This is a genomic window from Dactylosporangium fulvum (genome assembly GCF_025137375.1).
Lineage (GTDB): Bacteria > Actinomycetota > Actinomycetes > Mycobacteriales > Micromonosporaceae > Dactylosporangium > Dactylosporangium fulvum.
Genome location: NZ_CP073720.1, coordinates 608,464 through 629,872 on the forward strand (window position 1 = coordinate 608,464; position 21,409 = coordinate 629,872).

22 protein-coding genes and 1 riboswitch are annotated in these 21,409 nt (G+C 71.6%); of the genes, 6 read left to right on the forward strand and 16 right to left on the reverse strand.

Features of this window, described 5'->3' with window-relative positions; translation table 11 throughout:
• Positions 1–128: 128 nt before the first annotated feature.
• Positions 129–626: an SRPBCC family protein gene (locus tag Dfulv_RS02845; RefSeq protein ID WP_259861040.1), complete on the reverse strand. Its 498-nt coding sequence runs from the start codon at positions 624–626 to the stop codon at positions 129–131.
• On the reverse strand, positions 623–994 hold the full coding sequence (locus tag Dfulv_RS02850) for a metalloregulator ArsR/SmtB family transcription factor (protein WP_259861041.1): 372 nt from the start codon (positions 992–994) through the stop codon (positions 623–625). Before Dfulv_RS02850 ends, Dfulv_RS02845 begins: the two co-directional genes overlap by 4 nt.
• Before the next feature lie 50 nt (positions 995–1,044).
• Between Dfulv_RS02850 and Dfulv_RS02855 the strand changes: the two genes are divergently transcribed.
• On the forward strand, positions 1,045–1,569 hold the full coding sequence (locus tag Dfulv_RS02855) for a GNAT family N-acetyltransferase (protein WP_259861043.1): 525 nt from the start codon (positions 1,045–1,047) through the stop codon (positions 1,567–1,569).
• A 100-nt stretch (positions 1,570–1,669) separates the two neighbouring features.
• Here Dfulv_RS02855 and rnhA read toward each other — a convergent pair whose 3' ends face one another.
• The 5 genes from rnhA to Dfulv_RS02880 form a co-directional block, all read right to left on the reverse strand.
• Positions 1,670–2,131, reverse strand: a complete 462-nt coding sequence (gene rnhA / locus Dfulv_RS02860) for a ribonuclease HI (protein ID WP_259861044.1) — start codon at positions 2,129–2,131, stop codon at positions 1,670–1,672.
• A 75-nt stretch (positions 2,132–2,206) separates the two neighbouring features.
• Complete coding sequence (locus Dfulv_RS02865) at positions 2,207–2,908, reverse strand: carbohydrate-binding protein (RefSeq protein WP_259861045.1); 702 nt, start codon at positions 2,906–2,908, stop codon at positions 2,207–2,209.
• A gap of 396 nt (positions 2,909–3,304) precedes the next feature.
• Positions 3,305–4,495 carry an MFS transporter gene (locus Dfulv_RS02870; protein ID WP_259861046.1) on the reverse strand — a complete coding sequence of 397 codons (1,191 nt, stop codon included), beginning with the start codon at positions 4,493–4,495 and terminating at the stop codon, positions 3,305–3,307.
• Positions 4,492–5,040 (reverse strand): TetR/AcrR family transcriptional regulator, encoded by a 549-nt coding sequence (locus Dfulv_RS02875; RefSeq protein ID WP_259861047.1) that lies wholly within the window; start codon positions 5,038–5,040, stop codon positions 4,492–4,494. The genes Dfulv_RS02870 and Dfulv_RS02875 overlap by 4 nt, the downstream gene beginning before the upstream one ends.
• Positions 5,040–5,606: a sugar O-acetyltransferase gene (locus Dfulv_RS02880; RefSeq protein WP_259861048.1), complete on the reverse strand. Its 567-nt coding sequence runs from the start codon at positions 5,604–5,606 to the stop codon at positions 5,040–5,042. The genes Dfulv_RS02875 and Dfulv_RS02880 overlap by 1 nt, the downstream gene beginning before the upstream one ends.
• 230 nt (positions 5,607–5,836) lie before the next feature.
• On the opposite strand from Dfulv_RS02880, the gene Dfulv_RS02885 reads away from it, so the two are divergent.
• Positions 5,837–6,355: an RNA polymerase sigma factor gene (locus tag Dfulv_RS02885; protein ID WP_259861049.1), complete on the forward strand. Its 519-nt coding sequence runs from the start codon at positions 5,837–5,839 to the stop codon at positions 6,353–6,355.
• A gap of 1 nt (position 6,356) precedes the next feature.
• Positions 6,357–7,547 (forward strand): hypothetical protein, encoded by a 1,191-nt coding sequence (locus tag Dfulv_RS02890; protein ID WP_259861050.1) that lies wholly within the window; start codon positions 6,357–6,359, stop codon positions 7,545–7,547.
• A gap of 61 nt (positions 7,548–7,608) precedes the next feature.
• Here Dfulv_RS02890 and Dfulv_RS02895 read toward each other — a convergent pair whose 3' ends face one another.
• The 7 genes from Dfulv_RS02895 to Dfulv_RS02925 form a co-directional block, all read right to left on the reverse strand.
• Positions 7,609–8,154: a hypothetical protein gene (locus tag Dfulv_RS02895; protein ID WP_259861051.1), complete on the reverse strand. Its 546-nt coding sequence runs from the start codon at positions 8,152–8,154 to the stop codon at positions 7,609–7,611.
• Positions 8,155–8,371: 217 nt separating this feature from the next.
• Positions 8,372–10,837 carry a DUF2334 domain-containing protein gene (locus Dfulv_RS02900; RefSeq protein WP_259861052.1) on the reverse strand — a complete coding sequence of 822 codons (2,466 nt, stop codon included), beginning with the start codon at positions 10,835–10,837 and terminating at the stop codon, positions 8,372–8,374.
• Between the two features lie 66 nt (positions 10,838–10,903).
• Complete coding sequence (locus Dfulv_RS02905; protein WP_259861053.1) at positions 10,904–12,475, reverse strand: collagen-like protein; 1,572 nt, start codon at positions 12,473–12,475, stop codon at positions 10,904–10,906.
• A gap of 32 nt (positions 12,476–12,507) precedes the next feature.
• The gene (locus Dfulv_RS02910) at positions 12,508–12,711 is read right to left on the reverse strand and encodes a hypothetical protein (protein WP_259861054.1); all 204 of its coding nucleotides are present in this window, start codon (positions 12,709–12,711) and stop codon (positions 12,508–12,510) included.
• Between the two features lie 152 nt (positions 12,712–12,863).
• Positions 12,864–12,952, reverse strand: a riboswitch (cyclic di-GMP riboswitch).
• Positions 12,953–13,152: 200 nt separating this feature from the next.
• A complete protein-coding gene (locus Dfulv_RS02915; RefSeq protein WP_259861055.1) occupies positions 13,153–13,857 on the reverse strand; it encodes a hypothetical protein in 705 nt (234 codons plus the stop codon).
• Between the two features lie 7 nt (positions 13,858–13,864).
• A complete protein-coding gene (locus tag Dfulv_RS02920; protein WP_259861056.1) occupies positions 13,865–15,964 on the reverse strand; it encodes a bifunctional polysaccharide deacetylase/glycosyltransferase family 2 protein in 2,100 nt (699 codons plus the stop codon).
• 3 nt (positions 15,965–15,967) lie between these two features.
• Entirely contained in the window at positions 15,968–16,330 is a 363-nt protein-coding gene (locus Dfulv_RS02925; protein WP_259861057.1) for a hypothetical protein, read from the reverse strand.
• 119 nt (positions 16,331–16,449) lie between these two features.
• On the opposite strand from Dfulv_RS02925, the gene Dfulv_RS02930 reads away from it, so the two are divergent.
• Positions 16,450–16,620: a hypothetical protein gene (locus tag Dfulv_RS02930; protein WP_259861058.1), complete on the forward strand. Its 171-nt coding sequence runs from the start codon at positions 16,450–16,452 to the stop codon at positions 16,618–16,620.
• Positions 16,621–16,662: 42 nt separating this feature from the next.
• Here the strand turns inward: Dfulv_RS02930 and Dfulv_RS02935 are convergent, their stop codons facing one another.
• Positions 16,663–17,091: a MarR family winged helix-turn-helix transcriptional regulator gene (locus Dfulv_RS02935; RefSeq protein ID WP_259861059.1), complete on the reverse strand. Its 429-nt coding sequence runs from the start codon at positions 17,089–17,091 to the stop codon at positions 16,663–16,665.
• A gap of 47 nt (positions 17,092–17,138) precedes the next feature.
• On the opposite strand from Dfulv_RS02935, the gene Dfulv_RS02940 reads away from it, so the two are divergent.
• Positions 17,139–18,245 carry a substrate-binding domain-containing protein gene (locus Dfulv_RS02940; protein ID WP_259861060.1) on the forward strand — a complete coding sequence of 369 codons (1,107 nt, stop codon included), beginning with the start codon at positions 17,139–17,141 and terminating at the stop codon, positions 18,243–18,245.
• 11 nt (positions 18,246–18,256) lie between these two features.
• Here the strand turns inward: Dfulv_RS02940 and Dfulv_RS02945 are convergent, their stop codons facing one another.
• Entirely contained in the window at positions 18,257–20,221 is a 1,965-nt protein-coding gene (locus Dfulv_RS02945) for a glycosyltransferase family 2 protein (protein ID WP_259861061.1), read from the reverse strand.
• Positions 20,222–20,312: 91 nt separating this feature from the next.
• Between Dfulv_RS02945 and Dfulv_RS02950 the strand changes: the two genes are divergently transcribed.
• Entirely contained in the window at positions 20,313–21,407 is a 1,095-nt protein-coding gene (locus tag Dfulv_RS02950) for a glycoside hydrolase family 6 protein (protein WP_259861062.1), read from the forward strand.
• Positions 21,408–21,409 lie beyond the last annotated feature (2 nt).

Sequence of the window (21,409 nt, forward strand, 5' to 3'; positions counted from 1 at the left end):
TCGACTGCCCGGCACGGGGTCGAAACGTCGGGTGCGAACGTCGCGGCAGGACGTCCACGGCGGCTGTACCCGAGCCGTTGCGGATAAACGCCGTCCCCGAGGTGGCTGCAGAGGTGGCGGAGGACCGCTCAGTCGATGGCGAGCTCCGTGAAATACGGCTGCATGGCCGGGTAGTAGTCACCGAACTCGGGCAGTGACGCGCCGTCCCGGGCGGCGACCAGCATGTCCAGGTAGTACTCCCAGCCGGGGCCGATCTCGCCGATGCCGTCGGTCGTGTCGAGGTGGTGCACGAGCCGCAGTTCGGTGCGGCCGTCGGCCTCCGACAGCAGCAGCTCCAGCCGCCACTTGCCGGCGTCGTCGACGGCCGACACGGCCAGCCGGCGGGGTGCTTCACACGCGTCGATGTGCAGGTCCATCCAGGGCTGCTGCTCCTCGAAGGCCATCTGGACCTTGACGGTCCGGCCCGGGCCGGCGTCACCCTCCCACGGGCCGAACCACCTGGCCGTGCGGTCGGACTCGGTGACGCTGGCCCAGACGTCCTCGATCGGCGCGCGGAACGTGCGGGTGTGGACAAGGTCGGCGCCGGTGGCTGTGGGAAACAACCGGGCCATAGGCGGTCGGGTCATGCGGTGCGCTCCTCTGCTTCATCCGTCTCGACCGCTGATTCGCGCCGGCGGCGCTCGCGGCGGGTGCGGTAGACCTCGGTCTCCAGGGCGTCGAGCCGGTGCTCCCAGCCGGAGACCTGCGTGAACTGCGCGAGCCACTCGGTCAGCTCGGTGAACGGGGCGGTGTCGAGTTCGTAGTAGCGGCGCCGGCCGATCAGCGTGTCGCGCACCAGTCCGCACTCCCGCAGCACCCGCAGGTGGCGGCTGACGGCGGGCCGGCTGATCGCGAAGCGCTCGGCGATCTCACCGGCGGGGATCCGCTCCGCCCGCAGCATCACCAGGATGCTGCGCCGCACGGGGTCGGCGATGGCGGCCGCGACGTCGTCCACATCGTAAAGCGTAACCAGTGTGTTACGTGTTCTCAAGGGATACTGAGCGGATGGACCTGATGTTCCGCCCCGCCCGCAGGTCGGATGTGCCCGCCCTCGTCGCGCTCGTCCAGTCGGCGTACCGCGGCGACGACAGCCGGGAGGGCTGGACCACCGAGGCGGACCTGCTCGGAGGGCAGCGCGCGGACGCGGCGATGGTGGCCGAGGCGGTCGAGGCCCCGGCCGGCGTGGTGCTCGTCGCCGAGACCGGCGGCACACCCGTGGCCTGCTGCCAGCTGGAGCGCCGCGACGGCTACGGATACTTCGGCATGTTCGCCGTCGCGCCCGGGCACCAGCGCGGCGGACTCGGCCGCGCGGTGCTGGCCGAGGCCGAGCGGTTCGCCCGCGACGAGTGGGGCGCCGGGGAGTTGCGGATGACCGCCATCGTCCAGCGCGAGGACCTCATCGCCTGGTACGAGCGGCGCGGCTACGTCCGCACCGGCGAGTTGTCCCCGTTCCCGTACGGCGACGAGCGCTTCGGCGTGCCGCTGCGCGACGACCTCGCGTTCGAGACGCTGACGAAGAAGCTCGGCTGAGAACGACGATGACGCCGACCGGCTCGGATTTCGTGGGCCGCCGGAGAGGCGGTCGCGCTCGCGCGGCAAGGCCACGAGCCGGGCGGGTTGGGCGGGGGTGTCACGTCGTGCGGCGTGCGGCGAGCGCCTCGCGGAGGCCCTGCGCGGCCAGGCGGTCGGCCCGCTCGTTCTCCGGATGTCCATTGTGGCCTTTGACCCAGTGCCACTCGACCTGGTGTCGCGCCACCGCGGCCTCCAGGCGTTGCCAGAGGTCCACGTTCTTCACCGGCTGCTTGCCGGCGGTCTGCCAGCCGTTGCGCTTCCAGCGTGGGATCCACGCCGTGATGCCGTTTTTGACGTACGAGCTGTCCGTGTACAGGTGCACGACCGCCGGGCGGGTCAGGGCCTCCAGCGCGCTGATCGGCGCCATCAGCTCCATGCGGTTGTTCGTCGTCGGCGTCGCCTCGCCGCCGCACAGCTCCTTCTCCCGCGCGCCGTACCGCAGCAGGGCACCCCAGCCGCCCGGGCCGGGGTTGCCACTGCATGCGCCGTCCGTGTAGATCTCGACCACCGTGTCCGCCACGGCGACCAACCTACCTACACCTTGTGCCACTTCTGGTTCGCGCCACCCGAGCACTCCCACGCTCGCCCGAACTTGTCACGCGGCACTGACCACCAGGCGGTCGATCGCGGGCGCCCGGTCGTCGGGATTGCCGATCGTGATCGTGTTCGGGCCCTTGGCGAGCTCGATCCGGGTTGTGGCCCGCGAGCAGCAGGCCAGCCCGGCCGAGGTGTCGACAGAGGTCGTGGCTCCGCCCGCCACACTGACGACGGCGGTACGGGATCCGCCGAGCCCTTCAAGCGCGACGTACATGGTCAGCGTGTACGTGCCGGCCTGAGGCGCGGTGACGGCGAAGGTCAACGTTCCCGACTTCTTCGCACCCGGCCCCTGCCGGCCCAGGTGGTGCACGATCCGGCCGCCGGACGCGCCGACGTACGACGCGGGCTCGGCCGGCCCGTTGAGCTCCGCGGCCTCGGCCTCGAGCTCCACGGTCTGGAACGCCGCCGGGCTCGCCGGCCGCGACGGTGACGGCGACCGGGACGGCGACGGGCTGACGCTCCGGCTGGGACTGGCGCTGGGATCGGCGGAGGGCTCGCCGCTCGTCGGGACGACGGCCGGGACGACGTCGCCCTCGGGGTCCCGTCGGGCCTGCTGGTCGGCCGGCCGCGAACACATGGCGACCACGAGGACGACCACGGCGAGGATCGCGACGGCGGCGCCGACGCCCCACCAGACTCCCCGCCGCGGCGGCTCCTCGTCGCCGTCCACGGGCGGCACGGGCGTGATCTCGACGGTCATCTGTTGGGGCACGGCCGACGGAGGTCTCTGTTCGCCGGACGCCGGATAGCTTTTGTCCATTGGCGTTGCGCCGGCTGGCTCCGCGCCGCCTTGCGCGGCCGGCGGTCCATGGACCGTCGGCTCGGGCAGCCAGGGGCCGGTCCGTAGCCGGCTGGCGTCGCCGTCGTCACCGGTCATCTGGGGGTTCCCTCCGCTGCCCTGCGTCCGTGCCGGCACCAGTATCCGCAGAGCGACATGTCGGAGACGACGCAGGGCAGGCTGAGGGTCAGCGGGTGCGGTGCACGCGGTGTGGCGTGCCGGGAGGTGGCTGTGGAGCCTCATGGTCGCCAGGGCAACCATGAGGCTCCACGCTTGCCGGTTCGGGCGGAGCGGGTGCGGATCGCGGGCGTTGTCGGATTAGGGGGTCGGGCGCAACGGCTTGATGGCGCCGGCCAGGAGGGTCGCCACGCCGAGCAGCACCGCCACCGCGGCCAGTGCGCGGACCACCGTCACGTGGTCGCCCAGGAAGCCGATCAGCGGCGGGCCGCCGAGGAACGCGCAGTAGCCGATCGATGCCACCACACTGACCCGGGGTGCGGCGAGCTTCGGGTCGTCGGAGGCGGCACTCATGCCGACCGGGAAGCCCAGCGACGCGCCGGCGCCCCACAACAGCGCTCCCGCGAACGCCACCGGCGTCGACGGGCCGAACACGAACAGCAGCAGTCCGACCAGGCTGACGACCGCCAGCGTGCGCACGACCGCGACCCGGCCGTAGCGGTCCAGCAGCGTGGGGCCGAACCAGCGGCCGACCGTCATCGCCGACATGAACACCGCGAACGCGAGCGTGCCGACCGCGGCCGGGGCGTGGTAGTCGTCGATGACCGCGACGGCGATCCAGTCGATGCCCGTACCTTCAGCGAAGGCGAAGGCCAGCACGAAGACGCCGACCAGCAGGGTGCGCGGCTCGGTCCAGAATCGCAGCGTCCGGCGCATGCCGCCCTCCGTCGACGGCTCCGCCGAGGGGCCGTCGGCGACGAACCGCCGCACCGCGACCGCAGTGGCCGCACCGGCGGCGATGGCCATCACGATGAGATGCAGCGTCACCGGTACGTGCAGTGCGACCGCCGCCGTGCCGAGGAGCGCGCCTCCGACCGTACCGACGCTGTATCCGGCGTGGAAGCGCGGCATGATCGACCGGCCGAGGCCCTGCTCGACGACCGCGCCCTGCACGTTCATCGCCACGTCCCAGGCGCCGTTGGCGAACCCGAAGAGGAACAGGCCGACGATCACCGGCACGACGCCGAGGTGGTAGCCGAGCGCCACACCGCTGAGTGCGAACACGAGCAGGACGGCCATCGCGGTGACCGTGCGCCGCGAACCGAACCGCGACACCAGGTGCCCGGACAGCACGAGCGACGTGATCGAGCCACCGGCGATCGCCAGCAGGACCAGGCCGAGCTGCGACGGGCTGAGCCGCAGTTCGTCGCGGATCTGCGGGATGCGGGTCGCCCAAGTGGCCATCGCCACGCCGGCCCAGATGAACGCGGCGTAGGTGGCGCGGGTGGCTGCCCGTAGGTCGAGCTCGGTTTTTTCGAGGGTGGTGGTCACTGCGGTGCTCCGATGGCGCGGGCGACGATGCTGCGGACCTGTTCCCGCGGCACCGGCGAGGTGGAAAGGGTTTTGTGCATGACGAGGCCCTCGATCAGCGCGTCGACGCCCCGGGCGGTGGTGGGGTCGACGAACCGCTCGAGGACGGCGCGGCTGGTGCGCATCCACCGCTCGGTGACGGCGCGCAGGGCGGGGTCGCGCAGGGCGGCCAGGTACAGCTCGTAGGCGATCGCCCAGTCGTGGATATTGGCGCCGGCGTCACCGTGGATGAGGTCGGTGACGGCCTCGACGAACTGCTCGCGGGTCGCCACCCCGTCGAAGTGCGCGGCGTAGGTCACCGACATGCGCTCCGCGTGCCGCTGGAACGCCTGCGCGCGCAGGTCTTCGAGGCTGCTGAAGTGATAGGTCAGTGAGCCGAGCGGCACGTCGGCCGCGGCGGCGATCAGCCGGTGGGTGGTGCCGGCGACGCCGTGCTCGGCGATGACCTCGATGGCGGCGTCCACGATGCGGTCCTTGCGGTCCGGATCGTGGCGGCGCTGCCGCATCACAGCTCGCGGACGACGCGTGCCGGGGAGCCGACGGCCACCACGTCGGCCGGAAGGTCCCGCACGACGACCGAGCCGGCGCCGACGACGGTGTTTTCGCCGATCGTCACGCCGGGGCAGACGATGACACCGCCGCCGAGCCAGACGTTGTCGCCGATGACGATCGGCTGTGCGGCCTCCCACTTGTCCCGCCGCGGGCCGGGCTCGATGGGGTGGGTGGCCGTGAGCAGCTGCACGTTCGGGCCGATCTGCACGTCGTCGCCGATCGTCACCGTGGCGACGTCGAGGCTGATCAGGCCCCAGTTGGCGAAGCTGCGGGCGCCGATGAAGGTTTGGTACCCGTAGTCGCACTGCAGCGGCGGGCGGATCTCGCTGCCTGCACCGAACGCGCCCAGCAGCTCGGTCAGCAGTGCCCGCCGCCGCTCGTGGTCGGCCGGGTCCATCGTGTTGATCTGGTGCGTGAGCCGTTGTGCGCGCACCGAGTCCCGGGCGAGCTCGGGATCGTCGGCGATGTACAGCTCACCGGCGAGCATGCGCTCGCGCATGCTCTTCGCTCTGGCGGTCATGTGTACAAAAGTACATTCGATGTGTACGTCTGTACACAAGGTTCTCTCGGTGACGGCGAACAGGGTCTGGTACCCGTAGCCGCATTGCATCGACGATCGCTAAAAGATCTTCGCAACCCTGCCGTCCCAAGGGGCGTGGAGTGAGCACGGGGGACGCGCAAGGTGACCCCACTGCTGACAGGGAAGGCATCGTGATCGCATTGACGGAAAGAGGCGCACCGGACCGAACCGTGCGTTTCGACCGCTCCGGCGTCCGGGGGCCCACCGCCGGACGCACCGAATTCGAGGAGCTGTACGCAGGCCATTTCCGCGGGCTGACATTGCAGATCAACGCGTACGTCGGCGACCTCGCCGAGGCGCAGGACCTGGTCCAGGAGGCGTTCACCAGAGCGGTCGCCCGGTGGGACCGGATCGCGAAGTACGACGACCCGGCCGCATGGGTCCGCAGGGTCGCCTGGAACCTCGCGACGAGCCGCTGGCGCCGCCGGCGGGTCGCCGCGGCGTTCCTGCTCCGTCAGCGCGAGCAGCACGTGGCCGGGCCGAACCCGGACCGGGTGGCGCTGACCGCCGCGCTGGCCACCCTGCCACCTGTGCTGCGCAAGGCATTCGTCCTGCACTACATCGCGCAGCTGAGCATCGCGGAGATCGCCGAGGAGGAGGACGTGGCCGAAGGCACCGTCAAGTCCTGGCTGCACCGCGGGCGAGCGCTCGTCGCCGCACAACTGACCGACCCACGAGAGGGGAACTGACATGTCCGACTTCGACCTCGACAACCTGCTGGCCGGTGCCGTGGACGACTACCGCGAGCACACCGTGCCCCAGATCCAGCCTGCCGGTACCGCCGCCGCACGCACCACCGCCACACGGCGCAAGCGGGTGCACGCCATGGCCGTGAGCGCGCTCGCACTCGTGGTCGTGGGGGTGCCCATGGCGGTGTACGCGGCCGATAACCACCACAACGGGCCGCCCAACATCACCGGCTCGCCGGGCAACAGCGCCCCTCCGGAGACGTCCGCGCCGCCGTCCGCGGCGCCATCCGAGACCGTCAAGGCCGCACTGCCGCCCGCACCGGTCACGGAGCAGGACATCACCAACGGCACGCTGGACATCCCCGCCTGGCCCTCCAAGCTCTGCGTCCACGGCAAGGTGACGGTCCGCGACGGCAAGGTCGCCGGCACCGCCGACCTCCGCGTGGTCAAGATCGCGACGGTCGACCTCGACAAGAACGGCTCGGCGGACGCGGTTGTCATCTTCCGGTGCAATCTGGGTGACCCGCCAACCGACATGGCCGTCGCGTTCCGCCGCGCGGCGGACGGCTCGATCGAGACGATGGGCACCGTGGCCCGCGGCATCAACCAGTTCCGCGACGTCCGGGCCGGTGCCGCCGGCACCGTCGAGCTCCAGGTCAGTGACCAGGGTGGCAGTGATGACATCGCGGTCGTCGGGCAGGTCGTGCAGTGGCGTACCTACGGCTGGACGGGCACCCGGTTCGACCAGGCGGACGGCCCGACGGCCTTCAACGTCGCCATGCCGAAGTTCACAGCCACGCTGTCCGACCTCACCTTCGAACCGGCGGTCAACGGCCAGCGGAACGGCACGATGACGGTGACGCTGCACAATGGGGGCAGCACGACGATCTCGGACGCCTCGATCGTGTACCAGATGGAGTTCAAGGTGACCTCGCCGAAGTGCGACATGCCGATACCGGGCAGCACCGGCGACCCCCTCTGGAACCGGGCTGGCCGGTGCCGGGTCCAGCCGATCGCGCCCGGTGCCACGGCCACGGTGACGTTCCAGGTGACGGCCTCCGACTCGAGCGTGTCGTCCTACCAGGGCCAGCACTTCAACATGCAGTCGAACAACATGATCCTGGTCCAGCTCCGGGTCGGGGAGCGCCGCCTGGCGACCCAACCGGCGCTGAGCAACCTGGTCGTGAAGTAGCCGAGGAACAATGAGGCCCGGTCCGCGGTCGCGGGCCGGGCCTCGTCCGTGGTGACGCCGGTCAGGCGGCGGCACCGGGCGGGATGACGTGGGTGGCGCCGGTGCCCAGACGCTGGACGGCCAGCTCGGCGATCTCCGGGGTCAGGTTCCGGGCGTCGGCGACGTTCCACCCCTCACCGGCGGCGTAGGTCGCACCCCGCCAGGTCGGGTGCAGCACCGGTACCACAGCCTCCATGACCGCCGCGAACGTCTCGCCGTCGGTCGCCTTGTCGAAGGTCGTGATCGTGACGACCACGCCGTTGATGGTGCAGGTGCCCTGGTCGCGGTACGTGTAGACGGCGTCCGTGTGCTTGGCTGCCTGCGTGTAGCCGGCGCAGCCCAGGTCGGCGGCGACCGTGGCCGCGTCCACGCCCAGGTACGGCGGCCTGGTCAGCTCGTCGACGACCCGCGGGGCCTGCCAGCCGGCCACACCCGCGACGGCCGCCAGCGCGACGGCGCCGAAGACCAGACGGCTCTTGCGGCCGCGTGCCGGCGGTTCGTTGGAGATGACGTCGACGGTGAGATCGCCGGCGGCGTGTGTCTCGATCGTGGTCAACTCGGTCCCCACTTCATATCGCCCCATGTCGTACATATCCAAACTAGGTGCAAATTCGGTGCAGTTCTGTCCCCTGACCGGCCGCAACTCGACCCACCCCCTACCCGCCCCTGCCCTGCCGCGATCTTGGAGTTGTGGTCCTGGACTTGTGCCGATATTTCGGACATTCCCTGGACCACAACTCCAAGATCGCGCGGGATGAGGGTGGGGGGTGGGGAGGGGGATGGGGCTACATCGATGACGCTGGGACGAAGGTGTAGCCGGTTGCCTGGATGCCTTCCACCGTGGCCTGGAGGTAGCTCAGGTCGACGTACGGGTGGAAGAAGAAGCTCGCCACGCCGTCGCGCACGGCCAGGTTGAGCTGCGCCGACTTGACGATGTCGGCCGGCAGGTGCGCCGGGTGGTTGTTGAACGGCTCCAGCTCGATGTTGCCGACGTTCTCCGGCACCGTGACCACGCCGTAGATGTCGCGCACCGTGTACGGGAAGAACTGCCCGATGATCCGCGTGTAGTCGAGCGTGCCGCCGCGCAGCGCGCCCACCGGGTACAGGCCCCGGTCGTAGCGGGTCTTGAAGTTGGCGGCGACCGCCCGGTTGTCCGCGTCCGAGCCGGCATAGTGCGGGAACTCGAAGATCGTCGGCTTGTTCAGGCCGGCCGCGGCGAACGCGGCGAACGCCGAGTCGATCCGCGACTGTGCCCAGGCCTGCGAGTCACCGGGGACCGGGCCGTCGTAGATCACGCTGTCGTTCTCGTTGACGTGCGCCATGTAGAACTCGAAGTCGTCCGCGCTGACGCCGTTGTACGGGTTGATCGCGCTCTCGAACTGGTGCGTGTACCCGTGCATCAGCAGGGTGCCGCCGTGCGACTGCATGTACTTCAGCTCGGCCACCACCAGCGGCCGGTCCGCGAGCGTGTAGTCCTCGGCCACGCCGCCCGACAGCGCGCCGTTCGGGTCGCGGTAGCGCGAGTAGACGGCCACCGTGAACGGGATGCCCTTGCTGTACAGGTAGTTCGTGATCCGCCGCAGCTCCGCCGGGTCGGCGTCCGGCCCGACGTCCTCGATGCGCACCAGAGCGCGGTGCCGCTCGGTCGTCTGCGGGGCCAGCACGTCGTAGAGCAGGTCGGCGAAGGCGACGTACCGGTCGTCGGCGCTCATGTAGGCGTAGGGGACCTCACCGAGGTACCAGAAGTTGCCGGACCGCACGCCCCACGGCAGTGTGCTGGAGTCGTTCCGCACCGCGTCAGCGACGACACTCACCTTGCTCGCGTCGTAGATCGTGGTGCCCATGATCCCGGCGCCGTTCTGCGGGTCACGCGTAAACGTCCGGCCCTTGTAGTTGACCTTCGCCACCTGCGAGACGTCGAAGCTCGTCCAGGTGAAGCCGCGGGTCGTGCCGAAGTTCGGGTCGCGGGCGGTCAGCTGCCAGATGTTGTCGTAGATCCACACAACCGGCTTGGTCGTGGCGGTCACGTCGTCGAGGAACGCGGTCGGCAGCGGCTCGTCGTACGTCGAGCCGAGGTAGATCACGGCCTGGTACGCGTCGAGGTCGCCGGCCCGGTAGTCGACCACCGGCTGGGCGGTCCAGTCGCCGAAGTGCGACGCCAGGTTGGCCGTGACGATGGCGTACTGCTCACCGAGGAACCCGTACGGGCCGGTGGTGTCGTAGAGGAGCAGCGTCTTGCCGGTCGAGCCGGGGATGCCGGTGCCGTGGGCCGCGTTGACCAGCGGCCGGGCCGGCGTCGTGACGCTCACCGGCGCGCTCGGCGCCGAGACGTTGCCGGCGGCGTCGAGCGCCTCGACCGTGAACGTGTAGGCCGTCTGCGGCGACAGCCCGTCGATCGTCACGTCGGTCGCGGTCGCGGTGACCACCTGCGGGCCACCCGTGACCCGGTAGGCGACCACGCCGGTGTCGTCGGTCGACGCCGCCCAGCTCAACGCGACGCTGGTGGCGGTGACGGTACCGGCGACAGGCGTGCCCGGCACCGAAGGCGCGGTCGTGTCCGGCGGCGGCGGAGGGGTCAGCGTGGTGAACTCGACCGGCGCGCTCGCCGCGGAGACGTTGCCGGCCGCGTCGACAGCCTTCACCGTGATCGAGTGCGCGGTCGCCGGCGTCAGGCCCGACAGCGTGGTGCTGGTCGCCGGCGGGGCGCCGGTGAGCGTGGCGATCGGGGCACTGCCCGCGCCGCTGAAGATCTGGTAGGCGGAGACGCCCACGTTGTCCGTCGACGCCGACCAGGTCAGGGTCGCCGACGTGGTGGTCACGTCCGTCACCGTCGGTGTCCCCGGCGCGCTCGGCGCGGTCCGGTCGGCGACGCCGGTCGTGAACGCCCAGATGTACGGGCTGCTCAGCACCCCGGACGTGTCCTTGACCTTGACGGTCAGCGTGTACCTCGTCGAGTCCGCGAGCGCCGCGCGCGGCTTGAAGGTGAACGTGTGCGTCGGGGCGTCGTAGGTGTAGTACGCCGGGACCGCGGCACCGCCGGCGGTCTTGACGAACGAGTACCGCAGCGACGCCGGGTCGGTGGCCTCGTTGAAGGTGATCGTCGGTTGTGCGGTGACCGGTACTCCCGTCGCCCCGTTCTTCGGGGTGACCGCGGTGACGGCCGGCGCGGCGGCGTGCGCCACGGTCCCGAGCCCTCCCGCGACGATGGCGCCGACGACCGCCGACCCCACCAGCTTCACCACAATGCGCACGTTGCTCTCGCTTTCTTGGGGGAAGGGCCCCGGGCCTGCTCCGGCCGGGGCCCTTCGCGGGGATCGTCAGTTGGCGCAGTAGACGAACGGGACGACGGTGGCGTTGGACGAACCGGACCGCGAGAACGTGAAGGTCCAGGTGCGGCCGGACGCGTCGGTCTCGTCGCGGCGCGACGCGGTCTGGTTGATCGCGCCCGCCGTCACGTTGAGCCCGCCGCCGACGACGGTGCCGGAGGTGCAGGAGAACGTGATGGTCCGCGACGACGAGTTGTTCGTGGTGACCGGGCTGCTCGACGTCAGCTTCACGTAGCCGGCGCCGGCCGGACCCTGCGCACCGGTGTCACCCTTGTCGCCCTTGGCACCCGCGGCGCCGGTCGCGCCCTTGATGTTGCCGGTGTTCGTCCAGGTGGCGGCGGCGGTCTTCTTGTAGATCGTGTAGTCGGCGGTGTCGAGGTACATGTCGCCGACCGACCCGAGCCCGGCGGCCGGAGCACCCGCGCCGGTCAGCCAGGTCGCGCCGTTCGCGCCGTCGGAACCCTTCGCACCCGTAGCACCCGCGGCGCCGGTGGCACCCGTCGCGCCGGCCGCGCCGGTCGCGCCCTTGTCGCCGGTCGCGCCCTTGAGGGAGGCGAGCCACTCTTCGGGCGTACCGGTGAAGAGGCCGCTGTCGAGCGCCATCTGGTACGCGTCCTTGCCGTCGGTGCCGTGGCCGACGAGCGACTGCAGCCACTCCTCGACGGTGCCGATGGTCGGGTCCGCGGCGAGCGCGATGTCGTAGGCGCTGGCGCCGGGCATGCCCGGGAGGCCCTGCGCGCCGGCGTCGCCCTTCTCGCCCTTCTCGCCCTGGGCGCCCGTGTCGCCCTTCTCGCCCTTCTCACCCTGCGGGCCGGGAGCGCCGTCCTTGCCGTTGACGCCGGGGATGCCCTGGATGCCCTGGTCCCCCTTGTCGCCCTTCTCGCCCTGAGCGCCGGTCGCGCCGGTCTCGCCCTTTTCGCCCTGGGCGCCCGCAGCACCCGCCGCGCCGGTGTCGCCCTTCTCGCCCTTCTCGCCCTGGGCGCCGGTCGCGCCGGCCGCGCCGGTGTCGCCCTTGTCGCCTTTCTCGCCCTGAGCGCCCTGGGCGCCGGCCGCGCCGGTGTCGCCCTTCTCGCCTTTCTCGCCCTGAGCACCCGCGGCACCCGCCGCGCCGGTCGCGCCCACCGCGCCGGCGTCACCCTTCGGGCCCTGGGCGCCGGCCGCGCCGGCGTCGCCCTTCTCGCCCTTGGGACCGGTCGCGCCCGCCGCGCCGGCGTCGCCCTTCTCGCCCTTAGGGCCGGTCGCGCCCGTGGCACCCGGGGCGCCGTTCGCTCCGGTGGCACCCTTCTCGCCCTTGGCGCCGGTGTCGCCCTTCGGGCCCTGCGCGCCGGCGTCGCCCTTGGGGCCGGTGTTGTTCCACTGGATCCGCTGCTCACCGCTCGTGCAGCGCTGGCCGCCCTGGTAGTCGATGACCCGCAGTGCACCGGTGCTGGTGTTCCGGCAACCGGTGATGACGCCCGTACCGCTGTCCGGCACGGCAGCGTATGCAGCGGCGCCGACCCCGACCAGCACGGCGGCGGCGGTCGCGCCGATCGCGGCGATCTTCTGCTTCTTGGACTGGAACACGAGCTCTCCCGATTCTCGGTGGTGAATCTGTGCTACTTGCTGGTGACGACGACGCGTTCGGACGGCTTGAGCTGCTGCGGCGGCGGCGGAGCCGGCACCTCGCCGTCTTTCGGTGGCCGGCTCTCGGCAGCCGGCGTGCTGCTCGACGAGCTCTGGTACACGGCGAACCCGACTCCCAGCGCGAGCGAGAGCGCCGCGAACACCGCGGCCACGCCGAGGGCGACCTTCTTCTTCACGTCGACTCCTAAGCCGGAACTTGGGCAGGAAGCAGCGCCCCTGGAACCGCGAAAAAGCGGCGCAGGGCGGAGTGGTTACGAGAAATTCGTGAGGGTCAGGAATGCGATGCGAAACGCTTGGCTTGGCCCACCGGATCTCCCCTGGAAACTGAGTCGTTCGGGGCCGGTTTCGCCACTGGCTCCCCGCCGGGCCGATTGGCGACCAGATGACGCCCGGCGGATCCTTGCCTTCCCGACAGCCCGTTGCTGGGCTGGTGCACATACGGTAGCGGCCCGGGTGCAGCCGCGTTGTCAGGCAACGAGGGACGCAACATTCGAACGGCCGGATGACACGCCGGCCGGCCGCACACCGTTACCCTGGCGCCACGGTCGGGACGGGTGCTGTCCCGCTGCTGCACGACTCCGGCGGCCCCAACTACGTGACGCCGCCCTGAGCGCCGATCAGACGTGCCCGGGCGGGTTGTGGTCCGGCTTCTTGACACCGGGGCTGGGGTTGCCCGGCTTCGGCGTCGCCGGGTTCGACGGCTCCGCCGACGAGGAGCCGGGCCGCGGGGTCGCGGACGGTGCGCCGACCAGCTTCCGGCAGTAGTCGGTGATGCCGGAATCGCTGCCGGCCGCCCGGGCCAGTTCCCGCCGGTCCGTGCCGGTGACGGGGGCCGAGCGCGGATCGGCCTGGAACACCAGCCAGGCCCGGCACAGGTCGACCGGCCCGGTCACGCCCGGGCTCGACGTCGTCCCGGTCCGGCCGGGCGACGGCTGTTGCGACGGCGAAGGGGACAGGTTCCCGGTTTCCTGGTCGTCCGGCGCGGGCACCCCGACGCCGGACAGCAGCGAGTGGACGGTCCGCTGGATCGGGTCCGGCAGCTGGCCGGTCCCCGCCGCGTACGCCGTGCCGCCGATGGGCACGAGCACCGCGGTCGCCATCGCGACGAGGGCGATGCACCGCCGGCGCCGGACGGTCGGCCGGAACACGCGCCGGTAGCCGGCGACCGCTGCCTCCTCGCCGGCGAGCTCGTGCGGCCGGGCCGGTGCCGTGGCCGCGGCCAGCAGCACGGCGACGGCGGCGTGCCGGCGGTCCGGCAGCCGGTGGAGGTCGAGCAGCCGCTCCGCGTCCTCCGGGCCGAGGTCGGTCATGGGATCGGTCATGGATTCGTCACCTCGTCGGCGTCATGGCCGACGCCAGGCCCGTGCGGGCCATGGCCTGCCAGCGTTGCCGGCCGCCGAGCAGGGCCGCGACCGAAGACTGCACCACCACCAGATAGAGCAGCTGGCGGTACACCACCTGTTGCAACGGTACCGTCCACAGCGGACCCATCGGCTCCCGGTCCAGCCGCAACGCGTAGGCGGCGGCGAGCACCTGCAACGCGGTGAACCCGCACCACACCGCCGCCACCTGCGCCCACGGCAGGAAGGCCAGCCCGTAGACGGCGTAGACGTCGACCAGCGGGGCCGTCAACGGCAGCAGCATCTGGAACAGCACCAGGTAGACCAGCCCGCGCCGGCCGAGGCGCCCGCCGCCGCCGCGCTCCAGCACGGCCCGCCGGTGCTTCCAGGCGGCCTGCATCGTGCCGTAGCACCAGCGGTACCGCTGCCGCCACAACTGCCGCAGGGAACCCGGCGCCTCCGTCCACGCGACCGCGTCGGGGGCGTAGACCACGCGCCACCCGGCCCGCAGGACGGCCATGGTGAGATCGGTGTCCTCGGCGAGGGTGTCGGCGGGCACCCCGTCGACGTCGAACAGCGCCTCGCGCCGGAACGCGCCGATGGCGCCGGGGATCGTCGGCATGCAGCCGCCGAGGTCGAACATGCGCCGGTCGAGGTTGAAGCCGACCACGTACTCGAGATGCTGCCACCGGCCGAGCAGGCCCCTGCGGTTGGCGACCTTGGTGTTGCCGCTGACCGCGCCGACGTCGGGGTCGGCGAACGGCTGGACGAGCTGGCCGACGGCGTCGGGCTCGAAGACGGTGTCGCCGTCGACGAGGACGAGCAGGTCGCCGCGCGCCGCGGCGATGCCGGTGTTCAGCGCCGCGGGCTTGCCCGCGTTGGGCTGGCGGATCACACGGACCGAAGGCAGGCCCAGCCGGCGCACGATGTCGGCGGTGCCGTCGGTGGAGCCGTCGTCCACGACGACGACCTCGATCCCCGGGTAGTCGTTGGCGACCAGCGAGCGTACCGTCGCGGCGATGTTCGCGGCCTCGTTGTAGGCGGGCACGATGACCGACACCCGGCCCCGGTACGCACGCCCGTGCCGCAACCGTCGGGCCAGCCGGGCGTGCCGGCGCGCGGCGGCCACCTGCACCGCCAGCCGCAGCAACGCGAGGGCGGTGCTGAGCACGATCAGCCACCACATGGCATCGCTCAGCCAGGCGGCTGTCGTCTGGGTCCAGCGCAGCGCGAGCCCGCGCGCCTTGGCGCCGGTGCCCGCGACGTCGGTGGCGGGCAGGCCGACCCCCTCCGACACGGTGACGAACCGGAAGCCGCGGGTCTCGGCGAGGATCCGCCAGGTCGCCTCGACGGTCTGCGACCGGTCACCGCCGCCGTCGTGCAGCATGACCACCGCGCCGGACGTCGCCCTCGGCTCGGGCCGCGCGGCGCGCACGATCGCGTCCACGCCGGGGCGGCGCCAGTCCTCGGTGTCCAGGTCGGTGAGGACGGTGAGGTACCCCGCGTCCGCCGCGGCGCGGACGGCGGCGAACTCGTCGGGTGCCAGCGCCGATGGTGTCGACGAGTACGGCGGCCGCATGAGCCGCACGGTCCGGCCGGTCGCCGCCGCGATCGCGTTCGTGGTCAGCGTCAGCTCCAGCCGCTGCCGCCACACCGGCACGGACACCAGGTCGGGATGGGTGAAGGTGTGTACGCCCAGTTCGTGCCCCTCGGCGAGGATCCGCCGTGCCAGTTCGGGGTGCCGGTTGACCTGCGAACCGACCACGAAGAACGTGGCGCGGGCATGGTGTTCGCGCAGCGCGTCGAGGATCCGCGGCGTCCAGCGCGGATCCGGGCCGTCGTCGAAGGTCAGCGCGATCGCGCCGGCCGGCACGGCCGCGGCTGTCACCCCGCCGGCCCGGTCCACCCGCAGCACCGGGCCGGCGGGGTCGGTGAGGGCCGACCCGACGTGCGGTGCCGGCGTCCCGGACTCGCCGGCGGACAGCTCGACGTAACCGTTGAAGCACAACTCGGCCAACAGCACGAGGCCGCCGAGCAGCAGCAGGATCCAATGCGCCCGAGGCGTGCGGTGGGCGGCGTGGCGGGCCATCGACTATTTCGTCCGGCTCGGCTTCGGGTTGCCGCCGTTGCCGGGGTGTGACGTCTTGCGGTTGCCCGGCAGATCCGTCGGGACCGGCACGGCGGTGGCCGGTGTGGTGGCGGCCGGCTGTGTCGCGCTCGGGGCCGGTGTTCTGGTGTTCGGCACCTGTGCGGGCACGAGCCGGCTGGGCGCGGGGCTCACCCCGGTTTCGCCGCGGTACAGGCCGCCCTGACCGCTCTCGGGCAGGCCGGGCAGCGGCACCGGGGACGACCCGAGCAGGCCGGCGATCAGCAGCGAGCAGCCGCCGGCGAGGAGCACGCCGAGACCGGCGCCGAGGCCGGTGAACAGCCGCCGGCGCCGACCCGTGCGATCCACGAAGACCGGTTCCACATCCCGAAGAAGCGGGCGGGGCGCCAAGGTCGTTACAACTGTGGCTCGGGTAACGCATTCGGCCCGTGCAGCGCTCCTTCCGCCAAACGACGAGAGGAAGCGCAATGCGACAACTCATCGCGCTACCCGTGGTGGCGCAGCTGGCCGCGCTGATCCCCGGCCCGCCGGCGCACGCGGCGGTCCCCGACACCACGGTCGACGCCGCGCAGCGGCTCTACGGCACCGCGGCCGCCCAGGCGACCCGGTCCACGTTCGAGGCGCGCGGGTTCATCTGACGCCCGCACCGGCTCCTGCGGTGAGGTTGTTGGCGGCCGGCCTCACCGCAGGCTCTCGATCAGCAGGGTCAGCGATCGCATGAGCTCCTCGGCGCGCTGCGGGCCGAACGCCGCCTCGACCGTCCGGTGGTGCGCCGTCGCGGCGTGGTCGAGGCGGTCCACGAGCAGGGTGCCGCTGTTGGAGAGGTACACCGCCACCCTCCGCCGGTCGTTGGGGTCCTGGCGGCGGTAGACCAGCGCGGAGTCCACGAGCCGGTCGACGGCCTTGGTGAGCGTCGGGTGCGGCATCAGGGCCGCCTCCGCCAGATCGCCCATCGAGTGGCCGCGCCCGTCGGAGAGGGCCCGCAGGATGCGCCACTGCTCGACGGTCACGCCTTCTGCCTGCAGCGCCGTGGACAGTCCACGGTTCACCGCCCGTTCGGCCTCACTGAGCACGTAGCCGAGGTGCGATCGTAGCCCGACGGCCTCCACGTCATCACCCTCTTCTCTGCCGACTGCAGATTGAAGATACTCGGTGCGTGGAAGAGGTCAGGATGATCTCGGACCCGCTTGAGGCCCGGCTGCTCGCCCCCGAGCCGGGTCACGTGGTGCGCGTGGGCCTCGCCGTGCCGGTGTCGGGAACGCTGGGCATGATGGGCCCGGCCGTCCTCAACTGCGCCGGCCTGGCGGTCGCCGAACTGAACGCCGCCGGTGGCCTGTTGGGTCTTCCGGTGGAGTTGGTACTGGTGGACGCCGGCCGTGAGCCCCGAACCGTCGCCGCCGAGCTGGCCGACCTGGCCCGTTCCGGGGCGATCGCGGGTGTCGTCGGTGCGCACGCCAGCGACGTGCGCGTCGAGGTCGTCAGGGTGCTCGCCGGCCAGATCCCGTACGTCTACACCCCGCCGTACGAGGGCGGCGAGTCCGCGCCGGGCGTGTACCTGCTCGGCGAGACGCCCGGCCGCCAGCTGCGCCCCGCCCTGGACTGGCTCGTCACCAACCGCCGGGCCCGCCGCTGGGCGCTGATCGGCAACGACTACGTCTGGCCCCGCCGGCTCAACCGGGCCGCGACGGCGTACCTGCGGGCCGTGCACGCCACGGTCGTCGCGTCGCGGTACGTCCCGCTCGGCGACCTCGACCCGGAGCCGCTGCTCGACCTGGTGGCGGCGAGCCGGGCCGACGCCGTCCTGCTGACACTGGTGGGCAGCGACCTGGTGCGGTTCAACCGCGCGTTCGCCGCGACCCGGCTCGACCACCGGGTGCTGCGGCTGTGCGCGGCGCTGGAGGAGAACGGCCTGCTCGGCGCGGGTGGTGACACCAGTGGTGAGCTGTACGCCACGATGGGCTACTTCGGCAGTGTCGCCACCGACACCGGCCTGGACTTCGTCGAGCGGTACACCCACCGGTACGGCTGGCAGGCTCCGGTCCTCAACGGCCACGCCGAGGCCTGCTACGACGGCGTCCGCCTGCTCGCGGCCCTGGCCGGGCGGGCCGGCAGCCTCGACCCGGCGCGGATCGACGCGACCTCCGACGGCACGACGATCACCGGCGGCCGGGGCCGCCTGACCGTCGCCGCCCGCCACGTCGACCAGCCGGTCTACCTGGCCCGCGCGGACGGCCTGGACTTCGACGTGCTCCGCGCCTTCTGACCGCCGCACCCCTAGCGGTGGTCGGGGCTGTTCCGGTCGCTGTCGGAGCCGTCGCGCTGGCGCGGAATTAGCGGGCCCTCGATCCTCGGGATGATCAGCGTCGCGCCCACGTCCTCGTGAGGCTGGCCGGCCTGGCGCGCCTTGAGCCGCTCCTCCAGCAGCGCCCGCGGGATCTCCATCGTGATGTCGCCGGCGTGATCCGGGGTGCCGGCCTGGTGGACCTGCGGTTCCTGCGCGGCCTTGCCCGGATCCTTTCGCTGCCGGTAGACCAACCTCGAGTCGAGGCGCCACAGGATCAGCGGCGCCAGGCACACGAGCAGCGCGACCGAGGGCCACAGCAGGGAGGCCACGGCCGCGTACTCGCGCACGAACGACACGACGATCGCGGCCGTCAGCAGCACCAGCCAGCCGAGATGGTTGCGGAAGGTATGCAGGCCGTCACGGCTGATGCTCTCGCCCTTCGGCGTGACGACGAACTTCGCCGGACGGCGGCCGAGCGTGCTGAGCAGTTGGACCGCGTAGATCGGTGCGGCGATCACCGACATGAGCATGCCCTTGATGCCGCGCGAGTCCGGCGGCTCGTAGGGGCTCACGTTGTACTGGCGGTTGTTGATGTAGAGCCACAGGGAGAACGCGGTCGCGTCGGTGTAGAGCGCGAACCACAGCTGCGGCGAGATCGTCATGCCGCTCACGCCGAGTGCCAGGAACAGCACGGCGTTGACGATGCCGAGCAGCCAGCCGATCGCCATCGACGGATAGAACGTCGTGATCAGCGTGTAGTGCAGCATGCCGCCGGGGGAGAGGCGCCAGAACCGCCGCCAGAACGTCTTCGTCAGGATCTCGAACGTGCCCCGCGACCAGCGCCGCTGCTGGCTGAAGTAGTCGTTCCAGCTCGACGGCCCCTCGCCGGCCGAGAGCACGTCGGGGGTGTAGACCGACTTCCACCGCCGGCCCGTGGCCGGGTTGCGGGTCGTGTGCAGCGTGAGGCCGGTCGCCATGTCCTCGGTGATCGAGTCGCTCAGCCCGCCGATGCTCTTCAGCGCCGAGATGCGGATCGCGTTGTTGGTGCCGACGAGCATCGACGTGCCGTAGCGGTTCGCGGCGCGCTGGATCACGCTGTGGAACGGGAACTGCTGAGACTCGGCGGCCCGTGTGACGAACGCCTCACCGTTTTTGTAGCACTGCGGCCCGACCGCGAATGCGACGTCGGGGTCGCGGAAGTAGCCGACGATGCGTTCGGCGAAGTTGGCCAGCGGCACGTGGTCGGGGTCCACGGAGAGCAGCACGTCGTAGTTGTCACCGTATGCGTCGACCCACGAGTTGTAGTTGCCGTGCTTGGTCCTCGCCCGGAACGGGCCCTTCGCCTGGTTGTACCGGTCGATTCCCTTCCGCGTGAAGTGCCGGATGCCCAACTCGTCGCACATCGCCTTGACCGCGTCGTCGTTACCCTCGTCGAGCAGCCAGATGTCGAACACGCCCCGGTGCCGGATGCGCTTCGCCGCCCGCAGGGTGTCCCGCACGACCGCGATCGGCTCCTTGCTCGGCACGATCGTGGTCAGGAACGCCAGGCGCAGCCGGGCGTCCGGGGTGACCGGGATCGGATCCCGCGAGGTGATCGACGCCAGCGACAGCGACAGCACGTTGATCAGCCGGAGCATCTCGACGACGGCGATCGAGCAGATGACGAACACGTTGGCGTAGGCGGCGGCCTGGGCGATTGGACCCGGGTTGGTCTGCGCGAAGTGGGCCGGCTGGAGCAGCCACACGCAGAAGAGCACCTCGAAGCTGATGTTCAGCACCGCGATGAGGATCGAGCCGACGAGCCTGCGGTTGCCGTCCAGCTTGCGTTGATTGCGGTAACGGACCTGATACGGACCGTCGGCCGGCGGAGCGTTCAGCGGCCCGGCGAGCCGGCTGAAGCTCTCGAGCCGAGCCCAGGAGCGTCCATAGACGGGGATCTCGAATGGCTCCGACACTGGTCCCCTCGTTTGCTGTAGTGCAATCACATCAGCCAGGCAGGCAGCATAGCCACCTTCGGCGGGTGACGGACTGGGTTAGTCTCCCGCAGTGACGAGAGCGGTGACGAAGCCGGTGGCGAGACCGGTGACCGGAATGCTGTGGATCGCACTCGCGGCCACCCTGATGTCCGCCTGCGGGTCCGGTGGCGGCTCTGCCGCCGATGACCCTACAGCAGGTCACGAGCCGGGCCGGGCCGCGCAGAACGCCCAGCCGGCCGACGTGCTGGCCGGCCCACCGGCCCCGGGCAACCCCCTTGCCGGCAAGCCGTTTTTTGTCGACTCGAGCGGGCCCGCCGTGGTGCAGGTGGCCCAGTGGGAGGCGCAGCGCAAGGCCGACGCCGATCAGATCCGCAAGATCGCGGACCGGCCGGTCGCGCTGTGGATCGGCGGCGGCTCCGGTGCGGTCGACGCGAAGGTCGACGCCATCATCGGCCGGGCGGCAGCCAAGGGGCAGTTGCCGATCCTCGTCGCCTACAACATCCCGCACCGCGACTGCGGCAACTTCAGCGCCGGTGGCGCGGCGTCCGCAGACGAATACCGTGCGTGGATCCGATCGTTCGCCGCCGGCATCAAGGGCCGCCCGGCGGTCGTGATCCTGGAGCCCGACGCGGTTCCGCACGCTGTGGAGGGCTGCGCCGACGGCCCGGACCGGCTCGCGCTGCTGGCCGACGCCGTCGGCGTCCTGAAGGCCGCCGGTTCGGCGTCGGTCTACATCGACGCAGGCCACTCCCACTGGATCACCGACGTGAAGCGGCTCGCCTCCGCCCTGCAGAAGGCCGGCGTCGCCTCGGCCGACGGCTTCGCGCTCAACGTCTCGAACTTCATCGTCACCTCGGAGAACCTCTCCTACGGCAACCGGGTCTCCGACGCCCTCGGCGGCAAGGCCCACTTCGTCATCGACACCAGCCGCAACGGCGCCGGCCCGCTGCCCGGCACCGGCGACGTCAACGGCGGCCCGCGCTGGTGCAACCCGCCGGGCCGCCTGCTCGGCCAGGCGCCGACGGCCGACACCGGGCAGCAGCGGCTCGACGCCCTGCTGTGGATCAAGCGTCCCGGCGAGTCCGACGGCGCCTGCCGCCCCGGCGAGCCCGAGGCCGGGCAGTGGTGGCCCGACTACGCTCTCGACCTGGCGAAGCGCTCCTGACC